The organism is Mycobacterium sp. 236(2023), from assembly GCF_029623955.1.
In the GTDB taxonomy this organism is placed as follows: domain Bacteria; phylum Actinomycetota; class Actinomycetes; order Mycobacteriales; family Mycobacteriaceae; genus Mycobacterium.
Genome location: NZ_JARSBP010000003.1, coordinates 447,840 through 459,749, shown reverse-complemented (window position 1 = coordinate 459,749; position 11,910 = coordinate 447,840). Strand labels below are relative to the sequence as shown.

Annotated in this window: 11 protein-coding genes; 1 reads left to right on the top strand and 10 read right to left on the bottom strand. The window is 64.9% G+C overall.

Annotated elements, in window-relative coordinates; translation table 11 throughout:
- Positions 1-43: 43 nt before the first annotated feature.
- From P9A17_RS13415 to P9A17_RS13375, 9 genes are all read right to left on the bottom strand, one after another.
- A complete protein-coding gene (locus tag P9A17_RS13415) occupies positions 44-613 on the bottom strand; it encodes a PaaI family thioesterase (protein ID WP_278039128.1) in 570 nt (189 codons plus the stop codon).
- Positions 614-758: 145 nt separating this feature from the next.
- On the bottom strand, positions 759-1,334 hold the full coding sequence (locus tag P9A17_RS13410) for a sigma-70 family RNA polymerase sigma factor (protein WP_278039127.1): 576 nt from the start codon (positions 1,332-1,334) through the stop codon (positions 759-761).
- A gap of 95 nt (positions 1,335-1,429) precedes the next feature.
- Entirely contained in the window at positions 1,430-2,353 is a 924-nt protein-coding gene (locus P9A17_RS13405) for an alpha/beta hydrolase (RefSeq protein WP_278039845.1), read from the bottom strand.
- 164 nt (positions 2,354-2,517) lie between these two features.
- Positions 2,518-3,756: a Xaa-Pro peptidase family protein gene (locus tag P9A17_RS13400; RefSeq protein ID WP_278039126.1), complete on the bottom strand. Its 1,239-nt coding sequence runs from the start codon at positions 3,754-3,756 to the stop codon at positions 2,518-2,520.
- On the bottom strand, positions 3,753-4,694 hold the full coding sequence (locus P9A17_RS13395; protein WP_278039125.1) for an NAD(P)-dependent oxidoreductase: 942 nt from the start codon (positions 4,692-4,694) through the stop codon (positions 3,753-3,755). Before P9A17_RS13395 ends, P9A17_RS13400 begins: the two co-directional genes overlap by 4 nt.
- A gap of 27 nt (positions 4,695-4,721) precedes the next feature.
- A complete protein-coding gene (locus P9A17_RS13390) occupies positions 4,722-5,489 on the bottom strand; it encodes an ABC transporter ATP-binding protein (RefSeq protein ID WP_278039124.1) in 768 nt (255 codons plus the stop codon).
- A complete protein-coding gene (locus P9A17_RS13385; RefSeq protein ID WP_278039123.1) occupies positions 5,486-7,354 on the bottom strand; it encodes a branched-chain amino acid ABC transporter ATP-binding protein/permease in 1,869 nt (622 codons plus the stop codon). Before P9A17_RS13385 ends, P9A17_RS13390 begins: the two co-directional genes overlap by 4 nt.
- Positions 7,355-7,362: 8 nt before the next feature.
- Positions 7,363-8,244 (bottom strand): branched-chain amino acid ABC transporter permease, encoded by an 882-nt coding sequence (locus P9A17_RS13380; RefSeq protein ID WP_278039122.1) that lies wholly within the window; start codon positions 8,242-8,244, stop codon positions 7,363-7,365.
- Between the two features lie 44 nt (positions 8,245-8,288).
- The gene (locus P9A17_RS13375; RefSeq protein ID WP_278039121.1) at positions 8,289-9,500 is read right to left on the bottom strand and encodes an amino acid ABC transporter substrate-binding protein; all 1,212 of its coding nucleotides are present in this window, start codon (positions 9,498-9,500) and stop codon (positions 8,289-8,291) included.
- A 285-nt stretch (positions 9,501-9,785) separates the two neighbouring features.
- Between P9A17_RS13375 and P9A17_RS13370 the strand changes: the two genes are divergently transcribed.
- The gene (locus P9A17_RS13370; protein ID WP_278039119.1) at positions 9,786-10,913 is read left to right on the top strand and encodes an MFS transporter; all 1,128 of its coding nucleotides are present in this window, start codon (positions 9,786-9,788) and stop codon (positions 10,911-10,913) included.
- Between the two features lie 12 nt (positions 10,914-10,925).
- Here the strand turns inward: P9A17_RS13370 and P9A17_RS13365 are convergent, their stop codons facing one another.
- Entirely contained in the window at positions 10,926-11,819 is an 894-nt protein-coding gene (locus P9A17_RS13365) for a hypothetical protein (protein WP_278039118.1), read from the bottom strand.
- Positions 11,820-11,910: the final 91 nt, after the last annotated feature.

The window sequence follows — 11,910 nt, the reverse complement described above, 5'->3', positions numbered from 1 at the left end:
AACGCGAGACACACCGATCCCATTCACGCTCACGGTCAAAGCATCAAACGTCGACAACGAGCACAGAACTGGTTGCGGTGGCCACCACGACACCGTTGGCATCGGTGACGTTTCCTTCGGTGAATCCCACCCGTGCTCCGCGCTTCACCACTGTGCCGATCGCCTGCAACGAGCCGACACGAGGATGAACGACCTTGAGGAAACTGACCTTGATCTCCACTGATACCACGGTCTTTCCCGCCGGAAGTGTCGACAATAGTGCGCAGCTGCAGACGAAGTCGAGAAGCGTGCACGCCATACCGCCGTGAATCGCACCGGTGGCGTTGTACATCGATTCGTCGGGAGTGCAGCCGAAGGCCACTCGACCGTCATGGACATCGACGGCGTGGATGGCCATCAATTGCGCCATAGGCGGAATGGGCAAGCGCCCGTCAGCCATGCCTCGCAAGTAGTCGATACCGGCGAGCGTCATGCCTGTCGCGGTACCAGGTTCGGGCGCATGCCATTCCACGATGCGTGTGCGCCTCGCGCCCCAATTGTCGGCGTCACCGACCATGATCGGTCCGGATCTGATCGCAACGCGCGCCACGACTCGCGGCACACGGCTTGGCACGATTCATCATCACAATCCTTTCGATCGGATCCTCACATCATCTGGAACGCACTGCACAACAAAGCCATTCGCGTGCGGGGCGGATCGTCTCCAGCGTGGCATCGCCGCACATGACTGACGCTGCGCGGCATCAGGCGATCGGCAGTCACGCCGCCCGGCATGAATCAGTTGCCGTTTCGTCGCTGAGCGCCGCACGCAGTTCTCGCCGCGCACGATGGGCGCGCGACATCACAGTCCCCACGGGAACGTCACTGAGCACAGCGATTTCCTTGAACGGCAGGTCGCATACGTAGGCGTAATAGACGACCGCTTGCAAGTTCTGGGGCAGTGCCTGAACCGCGCATGTGAGGCCGCCGTCGACCACGCGGGACAACATCTCTGATTCTGCCGAGGGGTGCGCGGCAGAGTGAATCTCGGACACCTCCTCGACGAAGGTCTCGCTCGGACGACTCAAGCTGCGGCGATGAGTGCTGATCCAGGCATTCACCAGGATCCGGAACATCCAGGCTCGCAGGTTCGAGCCCTCCTGAAAGGACGCAAAGCCAGACCATGCCTTCACGTAGGTGTCTTGAACCAAATCTTCGGCGTCTTGGGTCGTCGCCGCATATCGGCGGGCGGCCCGCATCAACTCTGCGTGCATCGGCACGACCTCGACAACGAAACGGCGGGCCAGCGCCGAAGGCTCGTAATCGTCACTAGCGCAAGGGTTGTCAACCATCATGAGAATCTCCGTCGGGGGAATCACGAGCCCCGTCGGGGCCCGAACAACCCCATGATCGACAACATAAAATGGACTCGCAAGTCCAGAAATGTAAGTCAGGCCGTAGCGCGTTGCACGTACTCGGACACCAGGTCATACGTCTCGCGGGTCGCAACGACGGCCTGCGGCGTGTCGCTCATGATGTTGTAGCCGTGATCAAGCCCCGTCACCTCGCGATAGGCGACCAACGCTCCCACCGCGTGCAACTTCTCGGCGAAGCGCTCAGCCTCAGCACGCAGGCGATCGTATTCTGCGGTGACGATCACCGCAGGTGCGATACCGGCCAGATCGTCGGCATTGGCGCCCCACGCAGGCGACGCGAGGCGATCCCGACGATCCTCCCTGTCAGGGATGTACGCCGTGTCGAAAACGTCACTCATCCACGGCTTCAGGACTGCTGCCTTCCCGATCGGACTGGCCTTGTCCCAACATGAGGTCACCAAATCCAAAGGCGGGTAATGCAACATCTGCAATGAGATCCGCGGTTCGCCGATCTCCAGCGCCAGCCGAGACACGGCCGCGGCGAGGCTGCCGCCCGCACTCTGCCCACCAATGCACAACCGGGTACCGTCCCAATCCGGCGCAGCGGATACCCACCGAGTGACGTCATAGAGCTGTTCCACCGGTGCAGGAAAGCGGTGACCGGGGGTGAGTACGTAATCGGAGTTCACCACCACCACACCGGCACGGGCAGACAGGTAACGGCACCAGGGATCATCCTGATGACGGTTGCCGACGGTGAAACCGCCACCGTGAATGTTCACATAGACCGGCAGCGTCGGATCGGCAACGGACCCGGGACGATATACCGTCGCGTCCACCGGACCAAGACGCGTCGGTATCGAGATCGTGCTGGCATGCCCCTCAATCTCGAGAAAACTGACCCCGGGTTTCGCCGCTGGCCTGACCGCGGCGGAGAACAGCCGTGCCACCAGATCGGCGACCGGCTTCTGTGTCAGCACATGCGAAAGAACGTTCATCAGTTCACCTTCAGATCCTAGCGGGATTGACCTCCTCTGCTGGAACGCATAGTCGATGCGGGTCATTCGAACGCGAAAGTACGGTTTGATACGCGCCTTCGGGGCACGCTGCGTATCAAACCGCACTCGCGGCGGGGAAGGGGTTTCCGCCTAGTACTCGTTGGCTAGTACTCGTTAGCCACGAACAGTTCCTGTGCCGGGAACTTGGTGAGGATCACCGGCCCGTCGTCGGTCACCACAACCTCTTCCTCGATGCGCGCCGCGGACGTCCCGTCGGAGGCCGGGCAGTAGGTCTCCATCGCGAACACCATGCCCGCCTTGATCTCCAGCGGATTCTCCAGTGAGTTCAGCCGCGAGATGATCGGCCGCTCGTGCAACCCGAGCCCGAGCCCGTGGGCGAACTGCAGACCGAACGCCGCCATCTCGTTCTCGAAACCGAAATCGGTTGCCTTGGGCAGTAATCGGGCGATCTGGTCGGACCCGACGCCGGGACGGATCGCGTTGATAGCCCCGTCCATCCACTCCCTGGCCGTCTTGTAGGCATCGCGCTGGCTCTGCGTCGCACTTCCCACGCCGAACGTTCGGTAGTAGCAGGTGCGGTATCCGTTGAACGAATGGATGATGTCGAAGAACGCCTGATCGCCGGGACGGATGATCCGGTCGGTGAAGTTGTGCGGATGCGGGTTGCACCGCTCCCCCGAGATGGCGTTGACGGCCTCCACCTGATCCGACCCGAGTTCGTAGAGCCGCTTGTTGGCCAGTGCGACGATCTCGTTCTCCCGCACACCGGGTTTGAGCGCCTCGACGACGTCCTGGTACACGCCGTCGACCATGGCCGCGGCCTGGTTGAGCAACATGATCTCGTCGCCCGACTTGATGACCCGCGCGTCGAGCATGCTCTGCTGGGCATCGACGACCGTCAAGCCTTGGCGCTGCATCTCGAAAAGGAACGGCGGTTCGACGATGTCCATACCCACCGGCGCGTCCGCGAGTCCGGCATCGGTGAGGATGCCCTTGATCTCGGTGACGGCATCACGCATCAGGCCCGCATCGGGTGCCACAGCACCACGGAAGCCGAGGAACCCCGGCCGCCAGTTCTCCTCCGGTAGCCACTTCGAATAGAGCTTGTGGTGGCGCACCGCCGAACCGAAGTCCCACAGGATGGGGTCGGCGTCGCGCGTGAGCAGACAGTAGCGAATCATCTTGTCGCCCAGCGCACCACCGATCCACGTCTGGGTGGTGTAACGGATGTTGTAGAAGTCGAACAGCAGGAACGCCCCGCAGCCGCTGGCTTCCAGCGCCGCCTTCGCCCGGCCGATGCGGTAGTCCCGCAGCCGCGCGAAATCCACCCGCTCCTCGTAGTCGACGCCCATATGGCCGGGCGCACCGAGGGGACGCGTCACGAGTGCACCGGCGCCAGGCCGTCGTCGACGGTGACGTTCTCGGGCGTCAGCTCGATACCCGCCCCCTGGGCCACCTGCAGCAGCAGGGTCGCGAAGTCCTCCTCGATACCCAGGCCGGCGCCGGCCGCCTGTGCCACGATCTGGCGGGTGGCCGAGGCGATCGGCATCGGCGACTTCAGTGCGTTGGCAGCCTCCAGACCGAGGTCGAAGTCCTTCTGCAGTAGTTCCATCGTGAACGTCGGCGTGAAGTCGAGGTTCACGAATGCGGGCGATTTGTACTGCGTGAACGTCGATCCCATCACCGAGTCGTTGAGGAACGCCAGGAAATCGGCGCGGCTGACGCCGCCCTTCTCGACGAGGACGGTGATCTCGGCCATGCACTGCGTGACCACACCGAGCATCAGGTTGTGGGCGATCTTCACCAACCGCGCCACCTCACCCTCACCGACGTAGGTGACGCTGCGGCCGAACACTTCGAGGACCGGTTCGATCTGCTCGAAGACCGCGCGCGGGCCCGACACCGCAACGGTGAGCTTGCCCGCCGCAATGACTTTCGGGTTCCCGCTGACCGGAGTGGCCAGGAAGTCGCAGCCGCGGGAGTTGGCCGCCTCGCGGATGATCGCGCTCGCCTCCGCCGACACCGTCGACGAATCGGCGATGATGCGCGGCGATTTCTCGCCGGTCAGCAGACCGCCCTCGCCGAGCATCACCTGCTCCAGATCCTTCGACGACGACACCATCGCGAAGACGAGGTCGCGGTCGGCCAGGTCGACCGGCTTGCTGACGACAGATGCACCCTTTTCGGCCAGATGCGCGGCCTTGGAAGCAGTCCGGTTGTAGACCGTGACGTCGTATCCGGCATCCAGCAGCCGTGTCACGAGCTGAGAACCCATCCGGCCTGCGCCGATCCAGCCGATCTTCAGGGTTGAGGCAGACATTCTCTTCTCTTCCTTCTCTTCTTGGTTCTACTGGGCCGTGGGTTGAGCGGCCGCGTTGTTGGACGTGTTGTCGGCGGGCGCATGCACCGCGCCACCGAAATAGAGGTCGGCGATCTCGGGATTCGCCAGAACGGACTGCGCGGGTCCGGTGAGCAGCACCCGCCCACTTTCCATGACGATGCCGGACGAGGCCATGCGCAGGCCGAAGCGGACGTTCTGCTCGACCATCAGCACCGCCTTGCCGCTCGCCCGCATGATCGCAACGGATTCGTCGATCACGGTGAGCGACTTGGGATCCAGCCCCAGCGAGGGCTCGTCGAGCAGCACCAGTTTGGGGTCGAGCATCAGCGAGCGCGCGAACTCGACCATGCGCCGCTGTCCACCGGACAGGTTTCCGCACCGAATCCCGGTCTTGTCCCGAACCAGCGGGAACATGTCGAGGACCTCGTCGTAGCGCTGCCGTACGAGGGAGCGCCGCCTACGGATGACGTAGGCGCCCATCATGATGTTCTCTTTGACGGTCAGCGTCGGGAACAACCCGTTGCTCTGCGGCACCTGGGTGACTCCGCAGCCCAGCACCTCGTGCGGCTCCAGCCCGGTGATGTCCTTGCCGTCCAGCAGGATCCGTCCCGCGCTGGGCTTGAGAATGCCGCTGACGGCACGCAGCACGGTGGACTTGCCGGCCCCGTTCGGGCCGACGATGCAACCGAGCTCGCCGGGACCGACCTCGAGGTCGACACCCTGCAGAACGTTGCCACCGCCGTAGCCGGCGACCACTCCTTCGAGTTTGATCATGCCCGATCACCCTCCACCACAGATACTTTGCTTCCTTTGGACGGCGCCTCGAGCAGGTAGTCGTCGCCGAGGTAGGCGTCGAGGACCACCGGGTCCTTCTGGATCTGCTCGGGAGTGCCTTCGGCGATCACCGCGCCGCGGGCAAGCACCCTGATCGGGTCGCACAATCCGACGACGAACGGCATGTTGTGCTCGACCAACAGGAACGTCTTGCCGCCGGCATTGAGTTCCCGGATCAGGTCACCCATCCGCTCGATCAGCGTCGGATTGATACCGCCTGCCGGCTCGTCGAGCAGGATCAGCTTCGGGTCGAGCATCAGCACCTGTGCGAGTTCCACGAGCTTCTGCTGGCCATAAGACAGCGCACCCGCCTGCGCGTCGCGGTAGGCAGCCATGCCGACGAACTCGAGGAGTTCCTCGGCGCGCGCCGCCTCCGAACCGCTGACCGCCCCGAGGCCTAGCTGGGGTACGGAGAAGTTGCGCAGCGGCGCGACCACGTTCTCCAGGACCGTCATCTCCCGGAACAACCGGGTGATCTGGAACGTGCGCCCCAGTCCGTGGTGCGCCCTCGACCACGGCGAAATCCCTTCGATGTGTTCGCCGTTCAGCAGGATCTCGCCCTTGTCGGGCGTCATGGTGCCCGAGATCAGGTTGAACACCGTCGTCTTGCCGGAGCCGTTCGGTCCGATCAACGCGGTGATCGAACCTTCGGGCACGGTGAAGCTGCAGTCGTTGACCGCGTGGTTGCCGCCGAAGCTCTTGTGAAGCCCGCGGACCTCCAGCAGCGCCCGGCCGGTGGGTTCCGGCTTCCGGATCTCGGCGCGGACCAGCGGCCGGTCCAGCGGGTTGAGGCGGGCACCCGAAAGCCCGACGGTGCCTTTGGTTCTCGCCTTCTCGATCAGCGCCGCCGCGGTCGGCAGGATCCCCTTGGGCAGCACGATCACCAGGAGGACAAGCAGTCCGCCGAAGAGGACCAGCCGGGCGTTGCCGCCACCGAACGCCTGGTTGGCATAGATGTTGACCGGCTGAATGATGAAGGCGCCCAATACCGGCCCGAACAGGGTGCCGCGGCCGCCGAGGATCACGGCCAGCACGATCAGCGCGCTGGTGATGATCGAGAACATGCCGATCGGGTCGACGAAGGACAGGTAGTAGCCGTACACCGAGCCGGCCATGCCGACGAACAGTGCACTGGCACCGAAGGCGAGCAGCTTGTAGACCGGAGCGTTGACGCCGATCGTGCCGGCCTTGCCCTCGTCCTCGCGGATCGCGATCAGGCCCATGCCGAACTTGGTGCGCCGAATCCACCACGTCATCAGCAACGAGAGGCCCAACAACGCGACCAGCGCGAGGTGGAACGGCCAGTTGCCCCAGGCTTCAGGCCAATCCGGCAGCGGCAGCGTCAGGCCGGACGTGCCATTGGTGACCGACACCCATTCGATGGCGACGAACTGGATCAGGAACAGGAACGCCACCGTGATGATGACGAACGCCGGGCCCCTGGACCGGTACGTGACCAGGCCGAGCAACATCGCGATCAGGGCCGCGACGACACCGGCGACGGGAACCCACACCAGCGGTTGGGTATCCGGGAACCGGGTCGCCAGGATGGCGCCGACGTAGGCGCCGATGCCGATGAACGCTCCCTGGCTCAACGACAGATAGCCGGTGAAGCCGGTGATGATGTTGAGTCCGCTCGCGCCGATCGCGAGGACGAGCGACAGGATCACGACGTTCTGCGCCGACATGCTCGGCGACAGCGGGAACAGCACGATCACGACGGCGGCGACGGCAAGGGCGCCGCGGGTCAGCCACTTGTGGAGCGCGGGGTCGAGCGCGCGGTCGCGAACAGAGATGTCACTCATACTTGTACTCACGCGACGGCGTCCTCTCTGAGACGGGTGCCGAGGAGGCCCTGCGGCCGCGTGATCAGCACGACGATGATGACCAGGAACGGCACGGCCACAGGCCATTCGGCGCCGATATAGGCAGTGGCGGCCATCTCCCCGACGCCGATGACGAGCGCGCCGAGGACCGCACCGGGAAGGCTGCCGAGTCCGCCGAGGACCACGATCGCGAGCAGTCGCGCGATCCACTGATAGTGCGTGCCCGGCAGGAACGGATAGATGGTGGACAACATCGCCCCGCCCGCGCCGAGAGTGGCGACGCCGATCGCGAAGGTGAGCGCGGCGATCGTCGTCACGCTCACCCCCACGAGCAGTGCGCCACTCTCATTGGAGGACGCGGCGCGGATGGCCCGGCCCGCCCAGGTGCGGTTCAGCAGCAGGTAGAGCCCGCCCATCACCAGCACCGCGATCAGGGCCGAGATGGCCATCGCCTGCGGGACATACAGCGGCCCGAGGGAGATGGAGGCGTCGGTGTACGAGGTGACCACCGTCGTCGACGTGTTGCCCCAGATGAAGCCCATGATCCCTTCGAGCATCAGCGCGATGCCGAAGGTCGCCAGCACTGTCATCGTGACGTGGGCCCCGCGGACATGACGGATCACGAGAAGGTAGACGACCCAACCGAATCCGAACATCAGCGCCATGACGATCGGGATGGACAGCAGCGGGTCCAGCCCGAGGCTGCGCCACAGGGTGAAGGTGAGGAACGCCGCGAGTACGGCGAACGCACCGTGGGCGAGGTTGATCACCCGCATGACCCCGAAGATCAGGGTCAGCCCGGATGCCATCAGCGCGTAGAGCGCGCCGACGAGCAGCCCGAGGATGAGTGTTTGGACTACGGAGGTCATGAAAGGCAACTCCTCGTGATGGTCGACCGTCGGTCTACCGACGGTTAGAGGGCACCGCCGCGCCAGCGCACGATCACATCCGACGTCGCGACGTCGTCGGGCAGCACGACCTGGGACACGCCGCCCTGCCACTGGCCGACGAGGAAGTCACCCTTGGGGCTGCCGTCGTCGTTCCAGCTCAAACTGCCGAGCAATGTCTCAACGCTGTTGCCGCGCAACCAGTCCGCGAGGGCGGCCTGGTCGTCGATCGAGCCGACTGCGGTGACGGCTGCCTCCAGCACCTGTCCTGCGGCGAAACCGTCAGCGGCGTCCTCGGGTGGGCTCTGACCGAACTTCTCGCTGAAGCGCTTGACGAACTCGGCGTTGTCGGGGGTTTCCGACAGCGGGCTGTAGCTCGACGAGAACAGCACACCCTCGGCGTTGTCCGGTCCCACGGCGTCGAGGTACTGCTGGCCGTAGGTGGGTGAGCTGCTCTGGTAGAGGAAGGCCGGCTGATAGTTGGCGCGGTTCATCGACCGGATCATGTTGACGCCGTCTTCGAACTGCGCGCCCTGGACCACCAATTCGGCTCCGGCGTCGCGCATCGCGTTGACCACCGAGTCGAAGTTCTTGGTGGTGGCCGGGTACTGGTCCTTGTAGACCGTCCGGATCCCGGCGGCCGACAGGATCTTCTCGGCACCCTCGACCACCGGGCCCGCGAACGGGTCGTCGAGCGTCGGGTAGGCGGCGGTCTTCGGCCGCTGCTCCGGCGGCAGGTTCGCGATCCACTCCGCGAACACCTTCGCCTGGTTGGTCGCGATGGCCTGCTGCGAGAAGAAGATGTACTTGAACCCGCGGTTGAACATGTCCGGCGAGCCGCACGAGGGGCACACGAAGAGCATCTTGTTCTTCTCGGCGATCGCCGAGGCGGGGATGTTGAGCAGCGACGACTGGCTGCCCAGCAGCAGGTTGACCTTGTCCTGGGAAATCAGGTTGTTGTAGTTGCTGACCGCGGTTTCCTGTTGTGTCGCATCGTCCTTGACGATGATCTCGACGTTCTTGCCGAGGAGTCCGCCGGCCTCGTTGGTCATTTCGACCCAGACTTCGTAGCCGCGCTGCGTGTCGAGTCCGCCCTGGCTGAACTCGCCGGTCAGGGGCAGCGAAGCGCCGATCGTGATGGTGTCGCTCTCACCGCCGCCGTCGGCCGTACAGCCTGTTGCGGCGAGCGCGACGGCGGCCGTCGCCGCAATCGCGCGGAACACAGTGGTAAAGCGCATGTCCAACCTCTCTGTCAGACCGATTGCATCCAATCGACCCCCTGAAATGTTACCTAGGTCATATGCAATCGATTGCAGTGATGCTTGCACAGGCCCCTGGGAGTGTCAACACCCCTCGACGACGGGTCGCGAAAGACCTCCTGGAGGAAGCTCGCGCCTATGCAAGCTCGGAGTCGACCGACTATTCCCCTGCTCAACAGAGCGTGCTTATAGTGTGAGCCGCAATCGATTGCACACTTCCGATGTTCGGCACTGGAGCACATACGCCGTGGCTGCGCCTTCCTGATGATCCTCATCCTTGCGGCCTTCGTCTCGTTGATCGACCGGTCGGTGATGCCGCCGTTGGTTCCGGTGATCGCCGACGATTTCGACGTGCCGGTCGACGCGGTCGGACAATCGCTGACGGTGTACGCCGTCGCCTACGCGGCGTTCCAACTGTTGTGGAGCACTCTGGCGGCGCGCTACGGCCGGGTCCGCATCCTCGTCGTGTCCACCGCCCTCGGCGGATCTGCCAATTTGGCAACGGCTTTCGCCCAGGACGCGGTGTATTACAGCGTCATCCGCGCGGTCGCCGCCGCGGCATTCGCGGCAACGATCACCACCGTGCTGATCTATTACGGCGAGACGCTGACCCTGACGCAGCGGGCCGTGGCGACCGCCAACCTCGCGGCCGCGATCGCCGTCGGAATGGCGGCGGGAACGGTCGGTGCCGGCGCGATTGCCCAATGGTTGGGCTGGCGATGGACCTATGTGGTCGTGGCCGCGTTCTCTTTCGCGCTGGTGCTCGGGCTCAGAAGGCTCAAGGAGACGGCCGATGCGCCCGTCGAGCGCCTGGGTCCGTCCCTGCGGCGGCTGGCGCGAAACCGCTGGGCCATCGCGATTCTGGTGTTCACGGTCATCGAAGGCGTGCTGTTGATCGGTGTGTTCAACTACTTCGCCGTGGCACTGCAGGAGACCGGCGCCACCGTTCTCGCTGCCGGCGTCGCGACCGCTGCGTTCGGGGCTTCGGTGGTCATCGTCAGCCAGCTGATGAAACTGATCCTCGGTCGCTGGCCCGCCTGGGTGCTCATGCTGCTCGCGGGCGTGGCAATCGTCGGCGCCTACATCGCTGTGGCGCTGGATATCTCGCTGACCACGGTGCTGACGGCGGCAACTCTCCTCGGGCTGGCCTGGGCGCTCGGACACACCACCATGCAGACCTGGATGACCGACGCGGCAGCCGACAGTCGTGCCGTCGGCATGTCGTTCTTCTCGATCGCGTTGTTCGTCGGGGCGTCGATCGGAGCGGCGGTCGGCAATGTGGCTGCGGGAACGCACCGCTTCGATGCCCTGTTCGTGCTCACGCTCGTGGTCGCAACCGTCTACGCGGTGGCCACCAGCGTCGCTCGCGCCAGATACGTGCTCCGGGAATGACAGCGGCGACGGTCAGGAAACCAGCACGGCCGATCGGACGAGCTCACCGAACCGGTCGGTGATTCCGTCCAGTTCCGGTGCGGGCAGGAACCGGCGGCGCAGTCCGACGAGGGTTTCCAGCGCCGCGGTGTCCACCGCTCCATCGTCGATCAGACCCCGGGACGGGTCACGCAGCACCGCGACGTGTTCGGCCGCACTCTCCGCCGTCAGGCCGAGCAGTCGCCCCGCGGATTCGGTTGCGACGTCGTCGAGTTCACCTGCACGGATCTGCCCGGCCGTGTCGACGAGCACCTCTGTCAGCTTGTCGACCTCAGGGCGGCCCGGGGCATCCCGGAAACGCGCCACCACCGTGCCGAGATACGGGCCGAGCCTGGTGACGTCGGCCAGCAGCGCGCAACCCCCCGCACGGGCCGTCAGCTCGTTGCCCGCGTTGAGGACCGTGACATCGCACTCGCCCGCGCGCAACGCGGCGGCCCGCTTCGGGGTCGAGCCGAGCGCGGCGATCTCGAACGCGTCGCGCGAGGATTCGAGCTCCTCCAGCAGCGCGTAGCCGACGAACGCGAAGCCCGAATTTGGGACGTCGACCGCCAGCCGCCCGCCCGACGGAACGGTCACCCCGGGCCGCGCTGCCAGGCACAGCCCGAGTCCCCGGTCCAGACCCGCGACGATCTCGACGTCCAACAGCGCGCCCAGGGGGTTGGCGGGCAGGAAGCGATAGGCCAGCACGTTGTCAGGACTGGTGAACACCGCGTCGAACTCACGGTTGCGCAGCGACGTGAACTGCGCGGGCGACGACGGCACCGGCACGTCGCGGACGTCCAGGCCGGCGGCCGCCAGCCTGCCGGTCGTGCGGACCACATCGAGGAGCACCGACGGACTGAACACTCCGAGCGTTATCTGATCCATGTTCTGCAATCGATTGTAGGGTCGTTGAACTGCAGCATACTCACGCCGGACACCCAGCCGTTCCCGTTCGACGGAGTCCATCCCATAGGCT

Excerpts from the sequence above, each read along its gene's own strand:
- P9A17_RS13410 (WP_278039127.1), bottom strand. The coding sequence starts at position 1,334 with ATGATGGTTGACAACCCTTGCGCTAGTGACGATTACGAGCCTTCGGCG.
- P9A17_RS13405 (WP_278039845.1), bottom strand. The coding sequence starts at position 2,353 with ATGAACGTTCTTTCGCATGTGCTGACACAGAAGCCGGTCGCCGATCTG.
- P9A17_RS13395 (WP_278039125.1), bottom strand. The coding sequence starts at position 4,694 with ATGTCTGCCTCAACCCTGAAGATCGGCTGGATCGGCGCAGGCCGGATG.
- P9A17_RS13390 (WP_278039124.1), bottom strand. The coding sequence starts at position 5,489 with ATGATCAAACTCGAAGGAGTGGTCGCCGGCTACGGCGGTGGCAACGTT.
- P9A17_RS13385 (WP_278039123.1), bottom strand. The coding sequence starts at position 7,354 with ATGAGTGACATCTCTGTTCGCGACCGCGCGCTCGACCCCGCGCTCCAC.
- P9A17_RS13380 (WP_278039122.1), bottom strand. The coding sequence starts at position 8,244 with ATGACCTCCGTAGTCCAAACACTCATCCTCGGGCTGCTCGTCGGCGCG.
- P9A17_RS13375 (WP_278039121.1), bottom strand. The coding sequence starts at position 9,500 with ATGCGCTTTACCACTGTGTTCCGCGCGATTGCGGCGACGGCCGCCGTC.
- P9A17_RS13370 (WP_278039119.1), top strand. The coding sequence starts at position 9,786 with ATGATCCTCATCCTTGCGGCCTTCGTCTCGTTGATCGACCGGTCGGTG.
- P9A17_RS13365 (WP_278039118.1), bottom strand. The coding sequence starts at position 11,819 with ATGGATCAGATAACGCTCGGAGTGTTCAGTCCGTCGGTGCTCCTCGAT.